At 43.7% G+C, this 25,155-nt stretch carries 22 protein-coding genes; 15 read left to right on the plus strand and 7 right to left on the minus strand.

The features are described from left to right. Positions 1 to 10 precede the first annotated feature (10 nt). Entirely contained in the window at positions 11 to 634 is a 624-nt protein-coding gene (gene proQ / locus AB4249_RS08230) for an RNA chaperone ProQ (protein WP_017057223.1), read from the minus strand. 97 nt (positions 635 to 731) lie between these two features. Continuing rightward, positions 732 to 1,223 carry a GAF domain-containing protein gene (locus AB4249_RS08235; protein ID WP_017059689.1) on the minus strand — a complete coding sequence of 164 codons (492 nt, stop codon included), beginning with the start codon at positions 1,221 to 1,223 and terminating at the stop codon, positions 732 to 734. Between the two features lie 89 nt (positions 1,224 to 1,312). On the opposite strand from AB4249_RS08235, the gene AB4249_RS08240 reads away from it, so the two are divergent. The 4 genes from AB4249_RS08240 to rsmF all read left to right on the plus strand — a co-directional run bounded on the left by AB4249_RS08240 (position 1,313) and on the right by rsmF (position 8,662). Next, a complete protein-coding gene (locus AB4249_RS08240; protein ID WP_017059690.1) occupies positions 1,313 to 3,109 on the plus strand; it encodes an ABC transporter ATP-binding protein in 1,797 nt (598 codons plus the stop codon). Positions 3,110 to 3,163: 54 nt separating this feature from the next. Next, a complete protein-coding gene (locus AB4249_RS08245) occupies positions 3,164 to 4,447 on the plus strand; it encodes a PqiA/YebS family transporter subunit (protein ID WP_372102806.1) in 1,284 nt (427 codons plus the stop codon). Continuing rightward, complete coding sequence (locus tag AB4249_RS08250; protein WP_372102808.1) at positions 4,434 to 7,091, plus strand: MlaD family protein; 2,658 nt, start codon at positions 4,434 to 4,436, stop codon at positions 7,089 to 7,091. Before AB4249_RS08245 ends, AB4249_RS08250 begins: the two co-directional genes overlap by 14 nt. Positions 7,092 to 7,240: 149 nt before the next feature. Further along, positions 7,241 to 8,662, plus strand: a complete 1,422-nt coding sequence (gene rsmF, locus AB4249_RS08255) for a 16S rRNA (cytosine(1407)-C(5))-methyltransferase RsmF (RefSeq protein ID WP_372102810.1) — start codon at positions 7,241 to 7,243, stop codon at positions 8,660 to 8,662. A gap of 300 nt (positions 8,663 to 8,962) precedes the next feature. Here rsmF and AB4249_RS08260 read toward each other — a convergent pair whose 3' ends face one another. Next, positions 8,963 to 9,871: a S1 RNA-binding domain-containing protein gene (locus AB4249_RS08260; RefSeq protein WP_017059694.1), complete on the minus strand. Its 909-nt coding sequence runs from the start codon at positions 9,869 to 9,871 to the stop codon at positions 8,963 to 8,965. 28 nt (positions 9,872 to 9,899) lie between these two features. On the opposite strand from AB4249_RS08260, the gene AB4249_RS08265 reads away from it, so the two are divergent. Next, positions 9,900 to 11,255: a hypothetical protein gene (locus AB4249_RS08265; protein WP_017063834.1), complete on the plus strand. Its 1,356-nt coding sequence runs from the start codon at positions 9,900 to 9,902 to the stop codon at positions 11,253 to 11,255. A 108-nt stretch (positions 11,256 to 11,363) separates the two neighbouring features. Here the strand turns inward: AB4249_RS08265 and AB4249_RS08270 are convergent, their stop codons facing one another. Beyond that, positions 11,364 to 11,849 carry a PaaI family thioesterase gene (locus AB4249_RS08270; RefSeq protein ID WP_017059696.1) on the minus strand — a complete coding sequence of 162 codons (486 nt, stop codon included), beginning with the start codon at positions 11,847 to 11,849 and terminating at the stop codon, positions 11,364 to 11,366. A 176-nt stretch (positions 11,850 to 12,025) separates the two neighbouring features. Beyond that, positions 12,026 to 12,913 carry a putative PEP-binding protein gene (locus AB4249_RS08275; RefSeq protein ID WP_017059697.1) on the minus strand — a complete coding sequence of 296 codons (888 nt, stop codon included), beginning with the start codon at positions 12,911 to 12,913 and terminating at the stop codon, positions 12,026 to 12,028. Between the two features lie 207 nt (positions 12,914 to 13,120). Here AB4249_RS08275 and AB4249_RS08280 point away from each other — a divergent pair, with 207 nt between their 5' ends. Together AB4249_RS08280 and AB4249_RS08285 are read left to right on the plus strand one after the other, a co-directional pair. Continuing rightward, positions 13,121 to 14,179 carry a 3-deoxy-7-phosphoheptulonate synthase gene (locus tag AB4249_RS08280; protein ID WP_372102812.1) on the plus strand — a complete coding sequence of 353 codons (1,059 nt, stop codon included), beginning with the start codon at positions 13,121 to 13,123 and terminating at the stop codon, positions 14,177 to 14,179. Between the two features lie 12 nt (positions 14,180 to 14,191). After that, positions 14,192 to 14,674, plus strand: coding sequence for a YajQ family cyclic di-GMP-binding protein (locus AB4249_RS08285; protein WP_017063832.1), 483 nt, complete (start codon positions 14,192 to 14,194; stop codon positions 14,672 to 14,674). A 187-nt stretch (positions 14,675 to 14,861) separates the two neighbouring features. On the opposite strand, the gene AB4249_RS08290 is transcribed toward AB4249_RS08285, so the two are convergent. After that, positions 14,862 to 15,803, minus strand: a complete 942-nt coding sequence (locus AB4249_RS08290; protein WP_017059700.1) for a bifunctional precorrin-2 dehydrogenase/sirohydrochlorin ferrochelatase — start codon at positions 15,801 to 15,803, stop codon at positions 14,862 to 14,864. Between the two features lie 480 nt (positions 15,804 to 16,283). Between AB4249_RS08290 and AB4249_RS08295 the strand changes: the two genes are divergently transcribed. The 6 genes from AB4249_RS08295 (at position 16,284) to AB4249_RS08320 (ending at position 21,913) form a co-directional block, all read left to right on the plus strand. After that, the gene (locus tag AB4249_RS08295; protein ID WP_017059701.1) at positions 16,284 to 17,312 is read left to right on the plus strand and encodes an amino acid ABC transporter substrate-binding protein; all 1,029 of its coding nucleotides are present in this window, start codon (positions 16,284 to 16,286) and stop codon (positions 17,310 to 17,312) included. A 71-nt stretch (positions 17,313 to 17,383) separates the two neighbouring features. Further along, positions 17,384 to 18,589, plus strand: coding sequence for an amino acid ABC transporter permease (locus tag AB4249_RS08300; RefSeq protein WP_017063829.1), 1,206 nt, complete (start codon positions 17,384 to 17,386; stop codon positions 18,587 to 18,589). A 1-nt stretch (position 18,590) separates the two neighbouring features. Continuing rightward, a complete protein-coding gene (locus AB4249_RS08305) occupies positions 18,591 to 19,688 on the plus strand; it encodes an amino acid ABC transporter permease (RefSeq protein ID WP_017059703.1) in 1,098 nt (365 codons plus the stop codon). Between the two features lie 22 nt (positions 19,689 to 19,710). Continuing rightward, positions 19,711 to 20,475 carry an amino acid ABC transporter ATP-binding protein gene (locus tag AB4249_RS08310; protein WP_017059704.1) on the plus strand — a complete coding sequence of 255 codons (765 nt, stop codon included), beginning with the start codon at positions 19,711 to 19,713 and terminating at the stop codon, positions 20,473 to 20,475. 282 nt (positions 20,476 to 20,757) lie between these two features. Beyond that, complete coding sequence (locus tag AB4249_RS08315; protein WP_017057206.1) at positions 20,758 to 21,423, plus strand: Bax inhibitor-1/YccA family protein; 666 nt, start codon at positions 20,758 to 20,760, stop codon at positions 21,421 to 21,423. A gap of 160 nt (positions 21,424 to 21,583) precedes the next feature. Then, positions 21,584 to 21,913: a TusE/DsrC/DsvC family sulfur relay protein gene (locus AB4249_RS08320; RefSeq protein WP_017057205.1), complete on the plus strand. Its 330-nt coding sequence runs from the start codon at positions 21,584 to 21,586 to the stop codon at positions 21,911 to 21,913. A 59-nt stretch (positions 21,914 to 21,972) separates the two neighbouring features. Here the strand turns inward: AB4249_RS08320 and yccX are convergent, their stop codons facing one another. Next, a complete protein-coding gene (yccX, locus tag AB4249_RS08325) occupies positions 21,973 to 22,260 on the minus strand; it encodes an acylphosphatase (RefSeq protein ID WP_017059706.1) in 288 nt (95 codons plus the stop codon). Between the two features lie 88 nt (positions 22,261 to 22,348). On the opposite strand from yccX, the gene AB4249_RS08330 reads away from it, so the two are divergent. Then, positions 22,349 to 23,752, plus strand: coding sequence for a methyl-accepting chemotaxis protein (locus tag AB4249_RS08330; protein WP_372102814.1), 1,404 nt, complete (start codon positions 22,349 to 22,351; stop codon positions 23,750 to 23,752). A 129-nt stretch (positions 23,753 to 23,881) separates the two neighbouring features. Further along, positions 23,882 to 25,075 (plus strand): class I SAM-dependent methyltransferase, encoded by a 1,194-nt coding sequence (locus AB4249_RS08335; protein WP_017059708.1) that lies wholly within the window; start codon positions 23,882 to 23,884, stop codon positions 25,073 to 25,075. Positions 25,076 to 25,155 lie beyond the last annotated feature (80 nt).

Raw genomic sequence — 25,155 nt, forward strand, 5'->3', positions numbered from 1 at the left:
AGTATCTCCTTTAAGCGCGCAAGTGCTCCGCTTTAACAACCATTTGTAGGCCGTTTGCTAACTGAACACGCACATCTTCCTTATTGATTTCAACAATGGTCGCAGCCATGTTTCCTTTACCCATGTTCACATTTACTTCTTTGCCAGCGATGAATTCGTCAGCGTTCAAAGCGCGTGTTTCTACAGGCTTTTCTACTTTTGGTGCTTTAGGCGCTTGACGACGAGGCTGTTGAGCTTTCTTCGCCTTAGGTTTCGCTTTGCCTTCTTCACGAGCTTTTTGTGCTTGTTCTTTACGACGAGCCTGAACTTTCGCTTTGCTTTCTGCAAGTGTAGCTTTAGCGTGTTCAACGTGCTCTTCTTCTAGTGTGCCACACGCGTTGCCGTCTAGGTCAACACGTTCTGCGCCAGCTTTTACGCCGTGCAGGTAACGCCATGATGATGTGTACTGTCTTAACGCTGCACGAAGCTGAGTCTTACTTACTTTTTCGTCTTCATTTAGACGTTCAGCAAGATCTTGAAAAATACCAATTTTAAGTGGCTTCGCTTCACCTTCTAGAGTAAAGCATTTAGGGAAACATTCAGCAATATATGCGATAACTTCTTTGCTGTTTTTTAACTTTTCAGTGTTTTCCATGTGGGTTCCTGGTTTTTGCGGTTTTCCGCGAGCATTAAGAAAATATTTTTACGTATTATAGAGAGATGCTTGGGAAAAACCACAGTAAGAGAATAATTTATGCCTTGTTCGCGTGCGAATTAAGCAGCTTTTCCACTTCTGCCATGAAAAATGTCAATCCGTCCTCGTCAATTTGAGAAAAACGACCAACATTTGGGCTATCAATATCAAGAACGCCCGCGATTTTTCCGCCAATCGAGAACGGAATAACGATTTCTGAGTTACTTGCAGCGTCACAAGCGATGTGACCTTCGAACTCATGAACATCATGAATGCGCTGAACTGTATTCGTCGCAACCGCAGTTCCACACACACCACGCCCGACCGGAATTCGAACACAAGCAGGTTGACCTTGGAAAGGGCCCAGTACAAGTTCGTCTTTTTCCTTAGCTAAATCCTGCTTCATTAAATAGAAACCCGCCCAATTCAAGTCATCCAATTCCATGAATAATAATGAACTGATATTAGCAAGATTAGCAGTTAGATCGGTTTCTGATTCAATTAATGCAACGGCTTGTTTGGTTAAGCGTTGGTAATGTTCTATTTTCATATTAACTTCCAATTAAATTGAGACTTCCATTATCAAGAGAACGCAGTAGAATGCGGCCATCAAACTAAATAGGACTTATTCTCATTACAATGAACAATTCAGAAGACACTATTAGCCGTTCTTGGTTAATAACTCAAGTAAAAAAACACAAGTCCAAATTACTGTTTGCTAACATTATTGCCATATTTGCAACTCTCATTAGTGTCCCTATCCCGTTGCTCATGCCATTAATGGTTGATGAAGTATTACTCGATAAGCCCGCTTCAGGCTTAGAGATGATGAACCACCTACTTCCATCTTCATTACAAACACCGACTGGCTATATAGCACTAACTTTGTTGTTAGTGATTATCATGCGCTCCGTTAGCCAAGCGTTGAACATTCTGCAAGGGCGTCAGTTTACGCTTGTGTCCAAAACAATTACCTATCAAATGCGCAGCAAGATGATAGATAAGCTTGGTCGCATCAGTATTAGACAATACGAAACCAAAGGCAGCGGCGGTATCAACGCCCACCTAATAACAGACATAGAGACAATAGATAAGTTCATTGGCTCGACTCTTTCTAAATTTATCATCAGCTTCCTGACCGTGTTCGGTACAGCGATCGTGCTGTTGTGGCTAGAGTGGCGTTTAGGGTTGTTCATTTTACTGGTCAATCCTGTTGTGATTTATTTCTCCCGTAAACTAGGCAGCAGGGTCAAACACCTTAAGAAATACGAAAACCAATCTTTTGAGCGCTTTCAAAACCGTTTGGTGGAAACCTTAGATGGCATTTACCAACTGCGCGCGGCGAATAAAGAGCGTATCTTTCTCGATGAGCTTAAGGTTCAAGCAAACCAAGTAAGAATCGATGCCGACAAATACGCTTGGCAATCTGAAGCTGCTGGCCGTGTTTCGTTTCTGCTGTTCTTACTAGGTTTCGAGCTTTTCCGTGCCGTCGCTATGCTAATGGTGTTATTCAGTGACTTAACCATTGGTCAGATTTTCGCGGTATTTGGCTACTTGTGGTTCATGTTAGGCCCGGTCCAAGAGCTACTAGGGATTCAATTCTCTTGGTATAGCGCGAAAGCGGCACTGCAACGCATCAACGATCTTCTTCAGTTAGAAGAAGAGAAGCGCCCTATCAGTAAAGTGAACCCATTTACTGAAGATCAAGAAGTGACAGTTGACATCGAAGACGTTACATTCTCTTACACATTAGAAAACACTGTTTTAAATAGGCTATCGCTGCACATCCCTGCAGGTAAAAAGGTCGCTTTGGTCGGTGCGAGTGGAGGGGGTAAATCTACGTTAATCCAGTTGCTGATTGGGGTTTACCAAGCAGACTCAGGTTGCATTCGCTATAACGGTGAAACAACCGATGACATCAGCTTTGATGTAATACGCAATCAAATTGCCGTTGTTTTACAACAACCTATACTCTTTAACGATACATTAAGGCATAATCTGACCCTTGGTGCTGAATACGACGAAATGTCGTTGTGGCGTGCGCTTGAAGTCGCTCAAATGCAAGATGTCATCAAGCAACTGAGCAATGGCTTAGATACACAAATTGGTAGGAATGGCGTTCGACTGTCTGGTGGTCAACGACAACGCTTAGCAATAGCTCGTATGGTGCTGAGCAATCCTAAGTTTGTTATTCTTGATGAAGCGACATCTGCACTCGATACAGCAACAGAGTCAGCACTGCATAAAGCGTTGAGCGAGTTTTTGAAAGATCGCACAACTTTGATAGTGGCTCATCGATTATCAGCGGTGAAACAAGCCGATCTAATCTATGTTTTAGAAGATGGGCAAGTCACACAGACGGGAACACATGGTGAATTGGTTGAACAACAAGGACTTTATCAAACACTCTACGGCAGTGTGCAATCGCACGCCTGATGTTTATAGTTCTGAGTCTTTAAGTCGGGCATCGAGTCTGACTAACGTTTCAACTTGGGAGGTCGCGTGACCTCCCCATCCGTTACCACCCTTTTATCAACGAAGCATCAATGCGATAGCAGCTCAGTGCGTCTTTGTCAGGGCTGCGAGCTTCCCGTAGATAAAATGGACATCCCTTTGGGGAAATCTGCTTACTGTCCAAGGTGTGGTACTCAGCTTTATAGAGGCGGGACCCCTAGCCTCTCTGGAAACCTAGCAATTGCGATTACCTGCTTATTGCTGTTTATCCCCTCGCACTTTTTTGAATTCATCAGTATTCGCCTGATTGGTGTCATGATACCTGCTACATTACCATCCGGCGTCTTTACTTTAATGGGTGAAGGCTTCCCTCTGCTTGGCTTACTGATCCTGTTCTGCAGTTCGATCGCTCCGTTGCTCGTGTGTACATCGGTACTCATTACCCATTTATCATTGCGATTCAAATTTTTTACACCATTTAGGTATGCGTTAGCCATCATCCAGACATTAAAACATTGGATGATGTTGGATGTGTTTCTGGTAAGTTTGGCGGTCTCATGTTTCAAACTGCAAGATTACTCAGATATTTTTGTCGGCCCTGGATTGGTTGGCCTCATTCTTCTGCAGCTTTTCAGTGTATTGTTGGTAAGCCGCATCAGCGTGCGTCGCTACTGGGAAGCTTGGACAAAAGAATCTGACTACTCATTTACTGAAAGTAAGAACGTACACTGTCACAACTGCCACCTATCTCAACCGGATGGGCATACTTGCGTGCGTTGTCACCATGACTTATACCACCGCAAGCCCTACTCTATACAGAAGACATGGGCACTGTTGTTTGCCGCATCAGTGGCTATTGTGCCAGCCAACGTCATTCCGATTTCTATCCTTATCACCAACGGACAAAGGCTAGAAGACACAATAATTTCCGGTGTCGCGTCGCTAATAAATAGCGATATGTATGGCATTGCAGCGATCATTTTCATTGCCAGTATCGTCGTTCCCGTCGCGAAAATACTGGGCCTCGCGTACATCTTAATCTGTATCAAGATGAAGCGTACGATTTACCACAGACAACGTATGACCATCTATTTCATCGTGAAATGGGTGGGAAAATGGTCGGTTATGGATCTATTCGTTATTTCGATCATGATGACCTTGGTCGACCGCGGACAAATTTTAAACTTTACACCAGGTTATGGTGCAGTCGCTTTTGGCGTCGTGGTTGTTCTCACGATGCTAGCAGCGGAAAGCTTAGATCCTAGGCTAATTTGGGATAACTACACCTCTAAAGATGAGTCAGTGAATGAACAACGATAACCAATCACAAACGTCATATTCACCAGAAGTAAGGAAAAACAAAGGCATCTCACCTTTGTGGATTCTGCCGATATTAACCGTCGCATTAGCCGGTTGGTTGGTCATGAAATCGATCCACGATGCAGGCCAACGTGTTCAGATATACTTTTCAGATGCCGCAGGTTTAGTCGCAGGTCGAACAACGATTCGTTACCAAGGCTTAGAGGTGGGTATGGTGCGCGACATCACCTTATCCAAAGATCTATCGAGCATCTATGTCGATGCTGACATCTACCCAGAAGCGAAGAAACTACTATCAAAAGGCACACGTTTTTGGCTCGTAAAGCCAACGGCCAGTTTGTCTGGTATCTCTGGGTTAGATGCACTTGTTTCAGGTAACTATATCGCTATACACCCTAGCGAAACTAAAGAAGAGCCAGAAACCGTTTTTCAGGCTTTAGAGTCGTCCCCTTCTGATTTGCTGGCTTCTGAAGGTTTGAATATTTCACTGACGACCAAAGATCTGGGTGGTGTGTCTGTTGGCTCTCAAATCGTTTATCGTAAAATCCCCATTGGTGAGGTTTACAACTACCAGCTAAACGACAACGCTAAATCCGTAACCATTCAAGCGTCAATTAAAGATGAATACAGCCATATCATTACCGATCAAAGCCGTTTTTGGAATGTAAGTGGCTTAGGTGCCAGTATTGGCTTTTCTGGTGTTGATGTTCGCTTAGAGAGCCTAAGTGCATTGCTTGGCGGTTCAATTGCGGTCGACTCTCCAGGAGAAGGCCAACCGGTTGAGATGAATACTAAGTTCAAACTCTACCCAGATCTGAAAACAGCGGGTCGAGGTATCTCTATCAAGATTGCCGTTCCCGATGATAATAAAATCAGTGCAACGGGTGCTCCGATCATGTATCGCGGCATTGAAATCGGTCAAATCACTGATTTATCGCTAAGTGAAGGGCGTGAAAACGTCGTTGCATCTGCCGCTATCCAACCGGCATTCAGTGACTTTTTAAACAGCGGCAGTAAATTCGTTCTAGAAGAGGCTGAATTGTCGCTTACTGGCATGAAAAACATTGCCAATTTAGTGACAGGTAACTTTTTAACCTTGGTACCGGGTGAAGGTGAAAAGGCGCGTCGATTTACTGCAATCCGCAAAAATGAATTCAGTCAGGAACAAGAGAAATCCGTTGCGATTCGCTTAACGTCGAACAATTCGTTCGGGTTAGATGTCGGTACACAACTTCTCTACAAAGGCATTGCCGTTGGCTCTATCATCCATGTGGGATTAGTTGATGGTGTTGGTACGGGCTCTGATAAACACGAAGTCTTCATGGATGCACTTATCGATAATGAGTACGCGCACCTTATCAAAAGCCACAACCGTTTCTTTGTGACAGGTAGTGCGACTGCAGAGCTAACCGAATCAGGCTTGAGTGTTACGGTCCCACCAGCAAAACAGCTTCTTACCGGCTCGATTAGCTTTGTGAGTGAAGGTAAATCTGAAGCTCGAACGGACTACCAACTTTTCCAAAGTAAATCGTTAGCAGAAATTGCTAAGTTTAATCAGTCTGGTTCAAAGACACTTTCTTTGTTTGCCAGTGAGTTACCTTCAATTTCTAAAGGCAGCCCACTCCTCTACCGCAACCTACAAGTGGGTAATATTTCTGATTATCAGCTTGCAGACGGTGGCGTAAGAATCAAAGTCACAATCGAAAATCGTTACACGCACTTACTCAACAAGCACACTGTTTTCTGGAACCGTTCAGGCGTTGAGGTTGATGCGTCGCTATCGGGTATCAGCATTAAAGCGGCGCCAGTTAAAACTCTTATCCAAGGCGGTATTGCTTTTGACTCTCTGCCAGGAATCGACAACAAACTCGGCGATGTGTGGAAGCTTTATAAAGATTCGAAATCCGCTCGAAAATTTGGCCGCGCGATTACTATCACCTCTTTTGGCGATCAAGAAGTCAGCAAGGGTATGGCGATCAAATATCAAGGTGTCACTGTTGGTGAGGTTACTTTGGTGATTCCGAACTTCAACAAAGGCGGTATTGAGATTACTGCGCGTATTTTACCTGAGTACGTCGACAAGATTGCCGTAACGAACAGTCACTTCTGGTTGGCAGAACCTGAGATTGGCCTTAACGGCATCAAAAACGTCTCTGCGCTCCTCTCTAAACACATCAACGTAGATCCGGGCAAAGGTGAAAGAAACACGAAATTTGAGCTTAGTAAGGGACCTGTGCAGCCTGAAGGCAAGATATTCCAGCTACAAAGCGAAACGCGAGGCTCGGTATCTGAAGGCACGCCTATCCTATTCCGTGAGCTAGAAATCGGCAGTGTTATTGATGTTCAGTTAGGCGAGTTTGCTGACCGCATCATCTCTACGATTCAAATAGAACCAGACTACGCGTATCTAATCCGTGCAAATACTGTGTTCTGGAACGTGTCGGGTGTCGATGTTTCTATCGGTCTGTCTGGCGCCAACATCAAAGCCGGAACGGTAGACAGCTTGTTAAGAGGTGGGATTACATTCTCAACTCCGCCGACGAATGAACTTCAACCGGTGGCAAGCGAAGATCAGTCTTTCTATCTCTATCCTCAAGCCGAAGAAGAGTGGAAATCATGGAGAACCGCGATTCCTCGCCCATAGAGAGAATCCCCTGACGTTTCAAGAAGATTAATTCTTCATCAAAATGCAGCCATTAGGCTGCATTTTTGTTGTTTGCTGCAAATATGGTTTAGGACGGCCTCATTTTGCTTTAAACTCCCCGCATTAATGCAATAAATCGAGATACTCTTTTGCACGCTAACGTATATATTCCTGAAGAATTCCTAACGCACATCGAAGCAATCATGCCTAGTCACCTAGATATGGCTTCTTTTGTTGCGTCATGCCAAAAACCACTTCGTAAAAGTATTCGAGTCAATACATTGAAAATCAGTGTTGAAGATTTCCTAGTACGAGCAAAAGAGAAAGGCTGGGAACTGGAACCTGTACCTTGGTGCGAAACGGGCTTTTGGATTACAGCTGATGAAAGTGAAGCTCCACTAGGTAATACGGCAGAACACATGTCTGGTCTTTTCTACATCCAAGAAGCAAGCTCGATGATGCCACCTTCGGCACTTTTCCAAGGTGAAGCCGATTACCAAGCGGTGCTAGACACTGCGGCTGCACCCGGCTCTAAAACAACGCAAATCGCTGCGCTAATGAATAATCGCGGTGTATTGGTTGCCAATGAGTATGCAGCAAGCCGTGTGAAAGTCCTTCACGCTAACATCGAACGTTGTGGCGTTCGTAATGCCGCTCTAAGTAACTTTGACGGTCGAGTTTTTGGTGGTTGGTTACCAGAACAGTTTGATGCTGTGTTGCTAGACGCACCCTGCTCTGGCGAAGGCACCATTCGTAAAGATGCCGATGCGATGAAGAACTGGACGTATCAATCAGTGGTCGACATTGCCGACACGCAAAAAGATCTGATTGAAAGTGCATTCCATGCTCTTAAACCTAATGGTGTTTTGGTTTACTCAACGTGTACGCTTAGCACCGAAGAGAACCAACAAGTGTGTCATCACCTAAAAGAAACCTTTGGTGATGCGGTTGAATTCGAATCTCTGGAATCACTATTCGACAACGCAAAAGCAACCACGACAGAAGAAGGCTTTCTTCACATCTTCCCACAGGTCTATGACTCTGAAGGTTTCTTTGTTGCACGTATCCGTAAACTAGCGTCTGTTACTCCACCAGAAGTTAAAAAACGTATGGGTAAATTCCCATTTGAAAAAGCATCAAAGAAAACTCAGCAAGAAGTCGCTGAACAACTAATGAGTACTCTCGATATCGAATTGCCAAGCGATACTCAGGTTTGGATTCGCGACAAAGACGTTTGGCTATTCCCAGAAGCGCTAGAGCCGATGATCGGTGAGTTCCGTTTTTCTCGCATGGGAATCAAGATCGCTGAAACCCATAAAAAAGGTTACCGCTGGCAGCACCAAGTAGCGACAACGCTCGCAACAGGTAATGAAGCTAATGTTGTAGAGCTTAGTATTGAAGATGCTCGTGAATGGTTCATGGGCCGCGATGTTCGCCCTGAAAACTTGTCAGGAAAAGGTGAAGTACTAGTGAAGTACAATGGTGCAATCATCGGCCTTGGTAAGTGGGTTGGCAACCGAGTGAAGAACGGTTTACCACGCGAACTCGTGCGCGATAAGAACCTTTTCTAAAAGCGTTCGCACTGAATACACCTTAATAAACAAAAAGCCCAAACAACGTTAATTGTTTGGGCTTTTTCTATTCTATCGGCCATATAAGTCAGTGTGCAAGCGCTTGTAAATCAACAGCTAATTATATAAATATCAATTCAAGTCACTATTTCCAAAAAGAAAAATCGCACTTTAGAGAATCTAAACTAGACTTCAATCTAACAGTCAAAAGATTAAAACGATTAGCGTAGGCTCTTCGGAGCCCTTTCCCCTAAGCCCAAACAGGAAGGTTTGGGCTTTTTTTTTGACCGAAAGGACCGCTTACTTAACTAAGCTGATACCTTCTTTGTCGATAGTGATCTTGCCAGATTTGTATAGACCACCAATTGTCTTCTTGAACGTACCTTTGCTGGTTCTGAATGCAGAGAAAATAACTTCAGGAGAAGACTTATCATTCAAAGGCAGGTAACCGCCTTTCTTCTCAAGCAGGTCAAGAACCTTAGTGCTTAGGTCATCCATCTTAGCCACACCAACCTTCTGAAGAGACAAATCAATCTTACCGTCTTCTTCACGAACGTTTTTAATGTAGCCTTTTAGTGTTTTACCAATGAACAGCTTACCGATGATGTCAGATGGGAAAATCATACCCCAGTGTTCACCGTTCACGATCGCTTTGTAACCTAACTGGCTGCGCTCAGCGATAATGAGATCGACTTGCTCATTTTGCTTATAAGTCGCAGGCGTGTTGTCTAACCATTTGTTGAACTTCGTTGTACCAACGATACGGCTCGATGCTTTATCGATATACACATATACTAAGATTGACTGACCTTCGTTTAAACGGCCACGCTGCTCGCTGAAAGGAACAAGAAGGTCTTTACCTTTCACGCCCCAGCTCATGAATGCACCAGTGCTGTTAACACCTTCAACCGTCATCAAACCAAACTGGCCTACTTGAGCTATTGGTTTTTCAGTCGTTGCAGCGATCTGGTTGTCAGAATCTATGTATAAGAAAACATCTAGCTTTTGACCAATTTCAACACCTTCAGGAGTAAATCGTTTCGGCAGCAACACGGTTCCATAGTCGCTCGCGTCAAGGAATACACCGAAGTCTGCTTGTTTTACTACTTCTAAGTTGTTTATTTGACCAATATTAATCATCAAGGTTGTCTCTACTTTAAATTTGGCGGAGATTATACGTGATCTCTGATATGCTTTCGCTAGTTTCATTCATATTTTTACATTCTAGGAGACATCGTTGATCACCGTTGATAAACAAGATGCGATAACACTTAAAATTAACCATGCCATGGCTAAGACAAAAAAGCTCGACATGGACGTTTATCTATTCATTCCCGGTGAACTTGGACTGACTCCTGAAGTGCTTTCTGAAAGTGCCTTTTTCTACAGCTCAATCACTCAAAAACGTGCCTACTATAGTGACAAAACACTTTTACCTTTGGTACACAGTCGCTTGGCAAAACGTGGACGCTTATCTACAACACAGTATCGTGTCAGTTTGAGTCTGTTTGCCTACCAATATGTTATCGCGTTAGATAAAGCAGTCAGCAGCTTAAATAAAACTGATAGTGACGACGTAACGGCTGATGAAGTAGATGAAGTCATTGAATTGGCTTTAGATATCTTGAAGAAGCTACGCCGAAGCATCCCTTACGAAGAAAATCTCAAGCGCTACTACGCTAATATCGATAACTACCTATCTTGGTATACCGAGCAAAAGTTCCTATCGCTAGTTTCACACATGCCACGAGGTAGTGAGTATTCAACGATTAAAGAACGACTCTTAACGCTTTGTGATAAAGAGACCGCGCACCGTAAACTGAACCGCTACAACTCAGCAAGAGTTCGAGAGGACGTTACCCGCTTGAGTAACAAGATGCGTTTGCTGCGTCGTTTGATTGAACACCCTATCGTGCTTAAAGAAAAGACAACGTCGATGGGTAAGAACGTTAAGCGTGCCGTGAAAGGCATCGCGACCGGTTTGGTGATGGTTGTCGTGACCACTACTGTGATCTTGGCTCGTGACTTTCTTGGTGAGATTACCGCCTCTTTCATCGTGGCAATGTCTTTCATTTACGCACTGCGTGAGATCTTTAAAGATGACTTGAGAGACATCCTTTGGCGCTGGCTGCGTAAAGGCAAGCCAAAATGGAAGCGTCGTTACTATGATCCAACGACCAACAAGTCAGTAGGCCATAAACTGGAATGGTTGGACTACGCAAATTTTTCTAAGCTTGCAGATCGCATTCAGTCGATCCGTAAAAAGCGTGTGGTACAACGTGAAGAGCAAATCTTGCATTACCGCTCTCATACTGAGATGTCGACATCGACCTTTATGAGTGGTTATGAGGAGACTCGTGAAACGTTATCGATCAGCCTCAGAGCGCTGACACGGTTGATGGATAAAGGCTCAAACAAGATCTACCGCTTGAATGAAGGACAAGTGAGCCGCGAATCAGTAGAAAAGCGTCATCTTCTCAACCTGATCATTAAAGAGAACAACCATGATAACGAACCAACCTACTACCGTTGGAAGATCGTTATGAACCGTTCAAAAATAGTTGATATTGAGCAGATCACTCAAGAGTCATAGAGCCGTTATAAAGTTCTCTATAACGGTATGTGGAAACCATTCACATACCGTTGTTTTATCTCTTCAACGTTACCCATGACTTCTAAACCAAAATCTATTATTTAATCGCTATTTTCTTGAAGGGACTTTCTTAATTGAAAGCGTAAGCGTGAACTCCGCCATCGGCTCGTCACCATGTAAAGATGGGCAAGTCGCGATAATGGTTACGGGTTGATTGACCCGTTCTCCGGTCGACATGGTTTCTGCCAGCATAGTGTTGATCAGCTCACCGTCGTTACAAGTGAAATGCACATCACCTTCAGGGCGCTTCAAAAAGTTACCCGTCACCTCTTTAAAAGCCAACGAGATCTTTTCACCTTGCTGCTGAGATTTGCTCATCGCAAGAAACCCACCCGCGACATCCGCACCTACAGCCAAAACGCCAAAGTACATACTGTTAAGGTGATTCTTAGTACGCCTTCTAAGCGGGATTTTCACTTCAACATGTTGGTTGTCCAACGCGAGTAGTTTTGGTCGGCACAACCAGATAAGTGGGACTTTGAAAAAGCCAAACATGCTTAAGTAGAAATTTGCTTTTTGTAGAGGGGTCAACATTCGGATTACCTAGTCAAATCAGTCATCAGACCAGTTAATCGATTAGCGATAGAGATGTCAAAAAAATGTTACAAAAAAGAGATATCATCGCATAATGATATCTCTTTCATTCTCAAAGCTTTAGCGCTTCAAATAAACGGATAGAGCCAGTTGACTTACTAAGACAACAAACCGATTTATGCAGTCACGACCGTTTCTACGCCTTCAAGATCAGCTATGTAACCTTGTAGACGTGGGTAATCCACTAAGCCTTGAGTTACTAGCAGCACTGGCTTCTTCGCGTTCAGGGTTGCTTTAACAATCATATCCAACAAAGTAATGACCGCCTCATTTTGTGGATCAAAAGCGTGTTGCTGAGCTTCATTGTGTTTGTCTACGCCTAAAGTGAAAGACGCTAAGCTATCAACGTTTACCACTACACCATCGAAGTAATGCAGTAAACGTTCGCTCAGTAGCACTGCAGACGGCACATCGCACGAGAACAGTACTTTCAAACCGTTAAGGCCGCGTGGTAGCCCTTGCTCGGCAAGCAGGTCAATAATCTTAGCGGCATCGCTTAACGCACGAACGTAAGGCACAACTACTTCAACGTTGATGCCCTGCTCACGTAATGCCTTAATAACCTGACATTCTAAAGCGAAAGCCTTGCTGTATTCTGGTGTCGCGTAACGAGCAACGCCACGAACACCTAGTGCAGGGTTAATCTCTTCTGCTTCACAGTTCCCGCCAAGCAGCGAACGGAATCCATAGCTGTCTGCACTGCTTAATGCGATACGAACAGAAGTGTGATTTGGCTGAACGGCAGCTTGAATGGCAATCACTAAGGTCGAAACAAAATGCTCATCGACTGTTTTATCGCCAAGGATCGCTTCTAAAGACGTTTTTTCAATATCAGTCAAAGTATCTAAGTGACTCTCGATACTTGGGTGGTAGAAGACACGATCCATCACTAATTCTGATAATGAAACGTATAAGTGGTTAGAATTATTATTATCGTTGTAAGAAGGCAGCACATCACCTAAGACGAGTTCTGGGTGCAAAGTGCTTTGATTTTCTTGAGTCATTGCTGCTCCAGCATTTTTATGTTGTGTTCAAACGAAAATACCGATAGCTGCCTGTTAATACAAGTGAAAATCCCTTATTTGACGCTGGCCTGCTGATAAAAATAAGAATATTAGCAATAACTGAGATAACTTTGACTCAATAGAGTTTATTCCTCTGTTCAATTCCGTTATCTTAACCACTTCGCAATAGAATAAAAAAGCTATCACATGCCATTAAAAACTGATGAGTTGAGAACCCAAGCTCTGGGTCCTATGCCAACTCCTGCCGAACTAGGCAATGCACACCCTATTACTGACGACGTTGCTGAGCGCATTAAAAATTCTCGCCGCCAAATCGAAGATATCCTAACTGGTCGTGATAACCGCCTATTAGTTATCGTAGGCCCTTGCTCTGTTCACGATACAGATGCGGCACTTGATTACGCTGAGCGCCTAAGCAAAATTCAAGACCAGTACAAAGATGAACTGTTCGTTGTAATGAGAACCTACTTCGAGAAGCCTCGTACTGTTGTAGGTTGGAAGGGTTTGATTACAGATCCTAACCTTGATGGTTCATACGCACTTGAAACAGGCTTGAACAAAGCTCGTAAGCTTCTGCTAGATATCAACAAGCTTGGCCTAGCTACCGCGACTGAATTCCTTGATATGATCACAGGTCAGTACATTGCAGACCTTATCACTTGGGGTGCGATTGGCGCTCGTACAACTGAATCTCAGATTCACCGTGAAATGGCTTCTGCACTGTCTTGCCCTGTTGGCTTCAAGAACGCGACCAACGGCAACATCAAGATTGCTATCGATGCAATTCGTGCAGCACATGCTTCACACTACTTCTACTCTCCAGATAAGAACGGCCGCATGACGGTTTACCGTACTTCTGGCAACCCATACGGTCACGTTATTCTACGTGGTGGTGATAAAGGCCCTAACTTCGACGCTGAATCTGTAGATACTGCATGTAAGCAACTGGCTGAATTCGATCTACCTCAACGTTTGGTTGTAGACTTTAGCCACGCTAACTGTCAGAAGCAACACCGTAAGCAGTTAGAAGTTGCACAAGACATTTGTGAGCAAATTAAATCTAACAAGAACCAAATTGCAGGCATTATGGCAGAGAGCTTCATTATTGAAGGCAACCAGCCAATGACAGACATTAACAACCTAGAATATGGCAAGTCGATTACTGACTCATGCCTAAGCTGGGAAGATACTGCAACAATGCTAGACATGCTTGCAACAGCAATTAAAGATAGAAACTTAGCTTAAGGAAACAACACAATGCCATCATTTGACATTATCTCTGAAGTAGAAGCAGTAGAACTGCGTAACGCAGTAGACAACGCAAACCGTGAACTATCGACTCGTTTCGATTTCCGCGGCGTTGACGCAAGCTTTGATTACAAAGATGAATCAGTAAAATTGACTGCTCAAGACGATTTTCAACTGAAGCAAATGCGCGATATCCTTCGCAGCAACCTAACGAAGCGTAATGTTGATCCTAACGCGATGGAAGCGAAAGCGGCAGACCAAACAGGTCGCACTTGGCACCAAACGGTTATCTTTAAGCAAGGCATTGAAACTGATGTCGCTAAGAAGATCGTTAAGCTAATCAAAGACAACAAAGTTAAAGTTCAAGCTTCTATCCAAGGCGACAAAGTTCGTGTTACTGGTAAGAAGCGTGATGACCTACAAGCTGTTATGGCTCTAGTTCGCGGCGGTGAACTTGGTCAACCTTTCCAGTTTGACAACTTCCGCGACTAATTTTTGAGTTTGAGTGACCGCCTATTTGGGTTGCTCATTCATCAGCACAATGTCGTGTTTGAAATAGCAAAAAGCCACTTCTTTTGAAGTGGCTTTTTATTTATCTGGTCCAGCTTTAGTTTTATTCCGAGCCTCTAGCCGATTTCAAACAACCAGAAAGCTCTCATTTCAACTAGAAGCAATTACCTCAACTGAGTACTTGGGCTGCTGACAATTTTAGGTCTTTGCCGACCAACAGATTAAACTCTACGCTTGCTGGTGGAATAAACACACACACTCGTAATTTCTCTGCTCTTGCTTGCTCAAGCTTTGTTGATAGCTCTCCGCTGTTGGCGTAGCTCTCTCTTTCTGCATCTCGGCGGCACAGGTCGATAAATTCAAATGGACAATCGCTCGGTGAAAGTACGAGCTCTGCCTCCTGCATCAAACGTAAAGCCTTCATAGACAACAGCTCGACATCTTGCTCGAATTCAATCCAAGTGACCTGCCCTTCGCTATCAATGCCTTCGGTTAGCGCTTGCTGGTAGTAAGACTCTAACTGCTCTCTGTCATTCACCTGCTCGATAAAGCTGGATGACAAGAAACGCTCCCAAAATTTACGACGCTCGTCGACGGTTGGGAATGACTCTTTGATTGAATTGCGTTTTGATGCACCGAAGTCTGCTATCAAACCTATGTTTTGTGGCAATACCGTTTCGAGTTTTTCTCTGATATTTCTTACTAAAACAGGTGATGCCCCGCCACTAGAGATGGCAATTTGGATTCTGCCGCGATTTATCATCGAAGGTGTGATGAAGTCGCAGTAAGGAAGATCGTCAACCACATTGACTAAAATGCCCAGTTTTTTCGCATCATTATACACTTGGTGATTCAAGCTTGGGTTGTCTGTTGTGGCCCAAACCTGCAAGTAATTTTTCGATATGATCTGTGACGAGTAAAAGTTTTGAACCCAGTGAAGCTTGTTCTCGTCCACAAGCTGCTTTAAGTAAGGCGCTACCTTGGGAGACACCAAAGTCACATCCGCTCCCGCTCGTAGTAAGCTATCGACTTTACGGCAAGCAACCTCACCCCCACCAACCACTAAGATTGGCTTATTTTCTACATCCAAAAACATTGGGAAATAACGCATGTTCTTCCTTGAGACTACTTCAATAACTATTCAGCCATGCTACCAAATTTGGAGCATATTCATAACTATCGAAGTGTAATAAAAATATTTATTGACCAAATTTCAACATTTCTTAAGTTTAATATTTCATCATTGTGATGTTTATTCAGAATATTTATCTAGTCGATTATCAATATAAAAATCTAAATCTCGTTGCACCAACAGTGTGAACCGTTGCACTATTTACATTCACTTAACATTTGGTCATTCTAATTGTGTTCGGATTTGTGATTTCATTCAAAATTCTTTTTAAATTATACATTTGTGAAACTACGGATCCTTTCCTAACCTTATAAACAGTTGTTTAAATCGCACACAGTTTCATTTGCAAAATGCAACTCGTTTAATTTGAACAACAAGGTCATAGAAAACGCAACACATAAGAGAAACTCAAACGAGCACGAGTATCAGGTGTCACCTGGTTAACAAGGAAGGATACAAATGACAAATAAACTAACACTTCTTGCTTCAGTAGTAGCTGCATCAACTGCGATGATGGCAACATCGGCATCAGCGGCAGAAAGCACTCTGGACAAAGTCACATCTCAAGGTTTTCTAACTTGTGGTGTAAGTACCGGTCTTCCAGGGTTCTCTAACCCTAACTCAAAAGGTGAATGGGAAGGAATTGATGTTGAGTATTGTCAAGCTCTTGCAGCGGCTGTACTCGGTGACAAGACTAAAGTTAAGTATGTACCTCTAACAGCAAAAGAGCGTTTTACTGCGCTTCAATCTGGCGAAATCGACGTACTATCTCGTAACACAACATGGACATTACATCGTGACACTGCTCTAGGTCTGAACTTCGTAGGCGTTAACTACTACGATGGTCAAGGCTTCATGGTTAAGAAAGAACTTGGCCTAACAAGTGCTCAAGAGCTTGATGGCGCTTCTGTATGTGTTCAATCAGGTACAACAACTGAACTTAACCTAGCCGATTACTTCCGTAACAGTGGCATGTCTTACAAGCCAGTGGTATTCGATACGGCAGCACAAACATCGAAAGGTTTCGACGCAGGTCGTTGTGACGTACTAACAACTGACCAATCTGGTCTATACGCACTTCGCCTAAACCTAGCTGATCCTAAATCTGCAGAAGTACTTCCTGAAATCATCTCTAAAGAGCCTCTAGGCCCTGTTGTTCGTCAGGATGATGATCAATGGTTTAACGTTGCTAAGTGGACACTTTCAGCAATGATTAACGCGGAAGAATACGGCATCTCTTCTAAAAATGCAGACGAAATGCTTAAGTCAAAAGATCCAAACATCAAACGTATTCTTGGTGTAGACGGTCCTAAAGGTAAAGGCCTTGGCATTCGCGACGACTGGGGTTACCAAGTAATTAAGCAAGTTGGTAACTACGGTGAGAGTTTTGAGCGTACTGTTGGTACAGGTTCTCCACTTCAAATCTCTCGTGGTGTAAATGCATTATGGAATGCGGGCGGCTTTATGTACGCTCCACCAATCCGTTAATAAATTTTCAAGCATCAATTAGGGCGGAGTTTTCCGCCCTATTTATTAAATGGATTTGAGGTTATAGTAGTATGAAACCTAATGAAACTATTTCTCCAGCTCAGGCAAAGCCACAGCCCAAAAGTGCCAACTTATTTTACAACCCCACTTTTCGCTCCATCATTTTCCAAATTATCGCCGTCGGGGCGCTTTGTGCTTTCTTTTACACGATTGTAAATAATGCACTCACAAACTTAGATTCCCGTGGTATCACCACTGGTTTTGATTTTCTCTCACAAGAAGCTGGTTTTGGTATCGGCTTAACACTGATTGAATACGACGAGACCTACTCATACGGTCGTACATTCTTTATCGGTCTTCTCAATACCGCTTTGGTTTCAGTACTCGGCATCATGCTAGCGACAGTGCTGGGCTTTAGTATGGGTATCGCTAGACTCTCTTCAAACTGGCTAGTTAGCCGATTTGCAGCTGTCTACATTGAGATATTCCGAAATATCCCTCTGCTATTACAAATCTTTTTCTGGTATTTCGCCGTTCTACAAGCCTTGCCTTCTGCTCGTCAAAGTATGAGTCTAGGTGAAGCAATTTTCTTGAACGTACGCGGGTTGTACTTCCCTGCTCCAGTCTTTGAGCAAGGCAGTAGCATTGTCATCGCATCATTGATTGTCGGTATTATCGCTACGTTTATTATCAACATCTGGGCTAAGAACAGACAGAAACTGACCGGCCAACAAACACCGATGTTGCGAATTGCAGCTGCGTTGATTTTAGGCTTACCGTTGATAACTTACTTTGTTATGGGCATGCCTATCTCTGCAGATTACCCTGTGTTGAAAGGGTTTAACTTCAAGGGTGGTGTTACGATAATCCCTGAGCTTGCTGCATTGATGCTCGCTTTAAGTATCTATACAGCAGCGTTCATTGCTGAGATTGTTCGTTCAGGTATTAACGCGGTAAACCATGGGCAAACTGAGGCTGCGATGTCTCTAGGCATCCCACGTTCTAGAACTCTAAAGCTTGTCATTATTCCACAAGCATTAAGAATCATTATCCCACCACTAACCAGTCAGTATCTAAACCTGACCAAAAACTCATCACTTGCGATGGCCATTGGTTATCCTGATCTTGTCTCTGTATTTGCAGGAACAACACTTAACCAAACTGGACAAGCTATCGAAGTAATCGCGATGACAATGGGCGTCTACCTAACCTTGAGCCTATTAACGTCCGCTCTAATGAACATATACAACCGCAAAGTAGCGTTGGTGGAGAGATAAGATGAGTACACATCAATTTCAACCTGATCTTCCGCCTCCAGCGAATACCGTTGGGCCAGTCGGTTGGTTAAGAAAAAATCTATTTAATGGACCTATTAACAGCGTCGTCACTGTGATTCTTGCTTACTTTGCTTTCACCCTATTATGGGCAATAGCGGATTGGGCATTCATCAGTGCAGACTGGATAGGAACCACACGCGATGCCTGTACTAGCGAAGGCGCTTGTTGGGTTTTTATCAGCGTTCGTTGGGACCAATTCATGTATGGCTTCTACCCAGAAGCTGAACTGTGGCGACCTCGCCTCTTCTACGCAACGTTGGCCATTTTTGTAGCCTTACTGGCTTATGAAAAAACACCTAAACGTACGTGGATTTGGTTGTTCTTCGTCAACATCTACCCATTTATCATTGCCGGCTTGCTATACGGTGGCGTCTTTGGGTTAGAAGTTGTTGATACCCATAAATGGGGCGGCCTATTGGTTACACTGGTCATCGCACTTGTTGGTATTGTAGTGTCACTCCCTATTGGTGTTGCACTTGCTCTTGGGCGTCGCTCAGAGATGCCGATCATTCGCAGTATGTGTACCGTATACATCGAAATTTGGCGTGGCGTACCGCTCATTACAGTTCTATTCATGGCTTCAGTAATGCTGCCACTCTTTTTATCAGAAGGGACAGAAACCGATAAGCTCATTCGAGCACTTGTAGGGGTAGTTCTATTCAGTGCAGCCTACATGGCCGAAGTAATTCGAGGTGGTCTACAAGCAATACCAAAAGGCCAATACGAAGCAGCTGATGCTCTGGGGTTAAGCTACTGGAAAAAGACCGGGCTTATCATTCTACCTCAAGCTCTTAAAATCACGATTCCTTCAATTGTGAACACCTTCATTGGTTTGTTTAAAGATACCAGTCTTGTTTTGATTATTGGTATGTTTGATGTACTAGGAATTGGCCAAGCCGCGAATACCGACCCTGAATGGCTTGGGTATTCAACAGAAAGTTATGTATTTGTCGCGTTAGTGTTCTGGGTGTTTTGTTTTGGCATGTCGAGATATTCGATATGGCTAGAAAACAGACTTCACACCGGTCACAAACGATAATTAACAAGATCAAGGACGTATTATGACGCAGCAGACAGAAAACAACTCTCAAGGTCTTATGATCGAGTTGAAAGACATGAACAAGTGGTACGGTGAATTCCACGTACTTAAGAACATCAATTTAGAAGTTAAAAAAGGCGAGAAAATCGTTATCTGTGGCCCTTCAGGCTCTGGTAAATCAACGATGATCCGCTGCATCAACCGATTAGAAGAGCACCAAAAAGGTCATATCTTCGTTTCAGGTAATGAATTAACGGAAGACCTAAAGAACATCGAAGCCGTGCGTAGAGATGTCGGCATGTGTTTCCAACACTTCAATCTGTTTCCACATCTGACGGTATTAGAGAACTGTACTCTGGCTCCAATCTGGGTCAAAAAGATGCCAAAAGAAGAAGCCGAAGCGATTGCAATGAAGTACCTAGAGCGCGTAAAAATCCCTGAGCAAGCGGACAAGTTCCCAGGTCAGCTTTCAGGTGGTCAACAGCAGCGTGTAGCTATCGCTCGCTCTTTGTGTATGAACCCTCAAGTGATGCTGTTTGATGAGCCAACGTCGGCGCTCGATCCAGAAATGGTTCGTGAGGTGTTAGACGTAATGGTTGAGCTTGCAGAAGAAGGCATGACGATGCTTTGTGTAACGCACGAGATGGGCTTTGCTAAAGAGGTCGCGGATCGCGTTATCTTCATGGATGCCGGTGAAATCATAGAAGAGAACAACCCTGTCGATTTCTTTGAAAACCCACAATCAGACAGAACGCAGAACTTCTTAAGCCAAATCTTACACCACTAATGTGTTATGATGCATAAACTACAGAGGCGGCTTAGGTCGCCTCTTTGTTTTCAGTGTTATAATTAGTTTTTCAAGATTATAAACAGCGATTCAGTGCGATTAAAATTGAACAACGAACCTTAACTGCACTTTAAGAAATACTTTGTTACACCTTCAGAAACACTTAACCGACTATTTTGATTATTATTTTACGTATACAAGAGGAATGAGAGACTTGATTTTTCGAACTTTCACCCCCATAAATGTACTAATAACTATTAAAGTCACCTTACGAGGAAGATTATGAACAGCCCTATGTTTTCACGCACAGCATCTCAAGAAAGTGCTCTGCAAACCAATAAAGTGTTGCGTAACACCTACGCATTACTGTCTATGACACTACTTTGGTCTGCTGTTGTAGCAGGCGTATCCATGGCGATGAACCTTCCTCGCCCGGGTCTTATTATCATGCTAGTTGGCTTCTACGGCCTACTTTTCCTAACAGAAAAGAACCGTGACAACAGCATGGGTCTAGTCTTCACATTCCTATTTACAGGTTTCTTAGGCTACACCATCGGTCCAATCTTAAACATGTACGTTGGCGCAGGCATGGGTGATGTCATCCTAACTGCACTTGGCGGTACAGCACTGGCGTTTATGGGCGCATCAGCTTACGCACTAACAACTAAGCGTGACCTGTCGTTCCTTAATGGCATGCTATTAGCTGGTTTCGTAGTACTACTTGTAGGTATGGTTGCAAACATCTTCCTACAAATGCCTCTACTATCATTGGCAATGAGCGGTATGTTCATCCTGTTCTCGACTGGTGTTATCTTGCTTACAACGCAAAACATCATTCGTGGCGGTGAAACAAACTACATCTCTGCAACGATCAGCTTGTACGTATCGATCTACAACATCTTCATCAGCCTACTAAGCATCCTAGGCATCATGGGCAGCGACGACTAATCGTTCCCATCATTGAAGAATATCTAGCCCAAGAGCCTACCTCTTGGGCTTTTTTGTATCTATAAGTACGATATTTCATTGGATAGCTACAATTTCTGTTGAGAAAGACAAACTTGGTCATGTACCCTATCCGCATAGTTAATTGGATTCTGGATTAAACATGTTTGAATATAACGGCAAGCAAATCGAAACCGACGCTCAAGGCTACCTATTGGATTACACGCAATGGGAAGAAGGCATGATTGAAATTCTTGCTCAAGACGAGGCGATTGAACTTACAGATGCACACTTAGAAGTCGTACATTTTGTAAGGAGCTTTTACGAAGAGTTCAACACCTCACCAGCGGTTCGCATGCTCGTTAAAGCAATGGAAAAAGCTCACGGCCCAGAAAAAGGCAATAGTAAGTACCTTTTCAAGTTATTCAAAAAAGGCCCTGCAAAACAAGCGACCAAGCTCGCCGGTTTACCTAAACCAGCAAAGTGCTTGTAAAACCTAACCCGCTTTAGGTCATTAAGTTACGTTCAATATAAAATACTGTAGTGCTACAACTACAGTATTTTAAACGCCCCTATGCGTACGTCCTGGCGCTCACTATCTTTAACTTGATGCATCACAACGTTGTCTACTGTTGCGCTCGAAGGGCCAATATAGAGCCAAGCATGTAACTTCTCAATTTGCTGACTCTCTCCGACAACTAACACTTCAACTCGACCATCATTTAAGTTCTTTGCATAACCTGAGAGACCCATAGCTTGCGCCTGCCTACTGGTGTGGTAACGGAACCCAACACATTGAACTACGCCTGACACGACAAAAATATATTGTGAACTTTCCATAACGTTGCCTCATAAATTATATGAATGATATAGTCGATTTTCTATTCATTCACCGCTTATTGGTGGACTTACTTCGAGTATAACGATTATGAAAGAAATCCCATTTCGTTGGATTGACAAATATCTCATTCACCTAAAAATCCAAGAAAAGTTCTATCTACTCTTCTTATTGCCTCTTCTCGCCCTGGTTATATTAACTCTCGTTTTAGATAGTGCCGCGGACTCTTTACTTGCTCACCTTTATCAAGAAGAAATGCTCTTGATGAAAGGGCTTATCGAAGCGGGTCAACTCACTAAAGATCAAGTAGCTCAGCTTGTCAGCAGCTCTGAAACCATCTCTTTAGGCTACGGTGCTGGTTCTGTTTCAGTGATGAATGGAGCGTTCAGCCTAGTTGCTAACCATGACCAAAACCTTTGGTCTGCTCTATCGACGACTCAGGTTTCTATCATCGCTGTAACCCTAACGCTTATCGCACTAGGTGTTTACTACATCATGACCTTTATTGGCGGCGCGATGTTCTCTATGAACAAAGCTCTGAACACGCTTGCGAATGGCGACTTAACTTGCCGCATGAACTACTTCTTAGTTCGTGACGAGTTCAGTGAAATCGCGATTACAATCGATAAAGTTGCGGAGCGTGAACAAAACATGGTTCTATCAATCCAAGAGTCTGTCGCTCTCATGCAGCAGATCAGCTCGGACTTGAACCAGTCAACACAACAAAGTTCAGACATCTCAGGTAACCAACAAGAACACCTGAATAGCTTAGCAAGTGCAACGGAACAAATGGCGGCTACCATTCGCGAAGTCGCTACCCTTGCTCATGCGTCTAGTTCACAAACGATGGACGCTCGCGGCGTTACTCAGAGCGGTCAAGTCAAGGTTTCAAATACACTGGAGTCTATCTCTAGCCTATCTCAAGAGATCCAGTCCGCTTCACAAGCAGTAGAAGAACTGGATGCCAACGCGGCGCAGATCGATGAAGTAGTCACAACCATCAACGGTATTTCTGAACAGACTAACCTGTTAGCGTTGAACGCCGCTATCGAAGCCGCACGTGCTGGCGAGCAAGGTCGTGGATTTGCTGTTGTTGCCGATGAAGTTCGTGCCCTTGCCGGTCGTACTCAGAAAGCAACGGTTGAAATCCAAAGCATGATTGAATCATTACAACGTAACAGTCAATCGCTGACCAAGCTGATGGAAGTCACAGTGAACAATGCTAACGAAGGCCAAACACTGATGTCAGAAGTGAACGTCGAGATCGGTTCATTAGCGGAAAAGAACCAGTCTATTTCAGATAGCAGCACTCAAATTGCTACCGCGGCTGAAGAACAAGGCGCAGTCGCTGACAACATTGCACAGAGTGTTGAAGAGATTCGTCATCAATCAGACAGCATCTGCGAGATGATCAGTAAGAGTAATTCCAATGTTGACCAACTTCGTAAACAAAGCGATACGATGGAAGGTTTGCTGACAGGTCTTAAAGCTTAATACTGTTCTCCAACCACAATGTGTTGATTAATCATTACTAGGGCTGCTTCTGCAGCCCTTTCTTATTTGCTTTTCACCTGTACTTCCCCGACAATACCCCTCCTTCAAATTCAACAAACAGAGTAAATTATGACTCCTTCAATTCATCTAGCTAAAGGCCGAGATAAATCACTACGCCGCAAACACCCTTGGGTATTTTCACGCGGTATCGATAAGGTCGAAGGCGAACCAAAACAAGGTGAAACTGTAGACGTATATGCTCAAAATGGTCAGTGGCTTGCAAAAGCGGCTTACTCACCAGAATCTCAAATTCGAGCTCGTGTTTGGACATTTGAAAAAGAAGAGATCAACAAGGCGTTCTTCGTAAAACGAATTCAAGACGCACAGTCTTTACGTGAGGACATTATCGAACGTGATGGTCTAACGGGCTACCGCCTTACCGCAGCAGAGTCTGATGGCCTGCCAGGTATCACAATCGACAAATATCAAGATTTCCTTGTTTGCCAACTGCTAAGTGCTGGCGCTGAATTTAACAAAAGCGTATTGGTAGAAGCGTTAATCGAGTGCTTCCCTGACTGCAACATCTACGAGCGTTCAGACGTAGCGGTTCGTAAAAAAGAAGGTCTAGAACAAGTTGTGGGCGTACTTCATGGTGAAGAGCCACCTAAATCAATTGTGATTGAAGAGAATGGCGTCAAAATCAGCGTGAACATTATGGAAGGCCACAAAACGGGCTTCTACATGGACCAACGTGATAGCCGAAAAGAATCGATGAAGTACGTTAAAGGCAAAGATGTCCTTAACTGTTTCTCGTACACAGGTGGTTTTGGCCTTTACGCACTTAAAGGCGACGCGAAGCGTGTTATCAACGCTGACGTATCTCAACTAGCTCTTGATACAGCTAAATTCAACGCTGAACTTAACGAGTTTGATATATCGAAAAAGCGCGCTGTATTCCTAAACGCTGACGTTTTCAAACTGCTTCGAGAGTATCGTGACCAAGGCACTAAGTTTGACGTCGTGATCATGGATCCGCCAAAATTTGTTTCAAGCAAGAATAACCTAACTTCAGGCGCTAACGGCTACAAAGACGTTAACATGCTTGCGATGCAAATCCTGAAACCAGGCGGCACTCTACTCACCTACTCTTGCTCTGGCTTAATGGGTACTGATTTGTTCCAAAAAATCATTGCTGATGCAGCATTAGATGCAGGCCGCACTGTTAAGTTCGTAGAACGCTTCGAGCAAGCAGCCGACCACCTAACAGACACAGCCTACCCAGAAGGTTTCTACCTGAAAGGCTTTGCTTGTAAGGTTTTATAATAGCCACAAAAAATAAAACCACCTTATATAAAGGTGGTTTATGTTTGGACAAGAGACCGAAGCTTATGCTTCGGTCTTTT

The organism is Vibrio sp. 10N.261.55.F4, assembly GCF_041470465.1.
Taxonomy (GTDB): Bacteria; Pseudomonadota; Gammaproteobacteria; order Enterobacterales; family Vibrionaceae; genus Vibrio; species Vibrio crassostreae_C.

Bases quoted from the DNA above. Each gene is read 5' to 3' on its own strand.
- AB4249_RS08295 (WP_017059701.1), top strand. From the start codon at position 16,284: ATGACAAATAAACTAACACTTCTTGCTTCAGTAGTAGCTGCATCAACT.
- yccX (WP_017059706.1), bottom strand. From the start codon at position 22,260: ATGGAAAGTTCACAATATATTTTTGTCGTGTCAGGCGTAGTTCAATGT.
- AB4249_RS08330 (WP_372102814.1), top strand. From the start codon at position 22,349: ATGAAAGAAATCCCATTTCGTTGGATTGACAAATATCTCATTCACCTA.
- AB4249_RS08275 (WP_017059697.1), bottom strand. From the start codon at position 12,913: ATGACTCAAGAAAATCAAAGCACTTTGCACCCAGAACTCGTCTTAGGT.
- AB4249_RS08335 (WP_017059708.1), top strand. From the start codon at position 23,882: ATGACTCCTTCAATTCATCTAGCTAAAGGCCGAGATAAATCACTACGC.
- AB4249_RS08315 (WP_017057206.1), top strand. From the start codon at position 20,758: ATGAACAGCCCTATGTTTTCACGCACAGCATCTCAAGAAAGTGCTCTG.
- AB4249_RS08310 (WP_017059704.1), top strand. From the start codon at position 19,711: ATGACGCAGCAGACAGAAAACAACTCTCAAGGTCTTATGATCGAGTTG.
- AB4249_RS08300 (WP_017063829.1), top strand. From the start codon at position 17,384: ATGAAACCTAATGAAACTATTTCTCCAGCTCAGGCAAAGCCACAGCCC.
- AB4249_RS08305 (WP_017059703.1), top strand. From the start codon at position 18,591: ATGAGTACACATCAATTTCAACCTGATCTTCCGCCTCCAGCGAATACC.
- AB4249_RS08290 (WP_017059700.1), bottom strand. From the start codon at position 15,803: ATGCGTTATTTCCCAATGTTTTTGGATGTAGAAAATAAGCCAATCTTA.
- AB4249_RS08280 (WP_372102812.1), top strand. From the start codon at position 13,121: ATGCCATTAAAAACTGATGAGTTGAGAACCCAAGCTCTGGGTCCTATG.
- AB4249_RS08250 (WP_372102808.1), top strand. From the start codon at position 4,434: ATGAACAACGATAACCAATCACAAACGTCATATTCACCAGAAGTAAGG.
- AB4249_RS08240 (WP_017059690.1), top strand. From the start codon at position 1,313: ATGAACAATTCAGAAGACACTATTAGCCGTTCTTGGTTAATAACTCAA.
- AB4249_RS08320 (WP_017057205.1), top strand. From the start codon at position 21,584: ATGTTTGAATATAACGGCAAGCAAATCGAAACCGACGCTCAAGGCTAC.
- proQ (WP_017057223.1), bottom strand. From the start codon at position 634: ATGGAAAACACTGAAAAGTTAAAAAACAGCAAAGAAGTTATCGCATAT.
- AB4249_RS08285 (WP_017063832.1), top strand. From the start codon at position 14,192: ATGCCATCATTTGACATTATCTCTGAAGTAGAAGCAGTAGAACTGCGT.
- AB4249_RS08235 (WP_017059689.1), bottom strand. From the start codon at position 1,223: ATGAAAATAGAACATTACCAACGCTTAACCAAACAAGCCGTTGCATTA.
- AB4249_RS08260 (WP_017059694.1), bottom strand. From the start codon at position 9,871: ATGAAACTAGCGAAAGCATATCAGAGATCACGTATAATCTCCGCCAAA.
- AB4249_RS08270 (WP_017059696.1), bottom strand. From the start codon at position 11,849: ATGTTGACCCCTCTACAAAAAGCAAATTTCTACTTAAGCATGTTTGGC.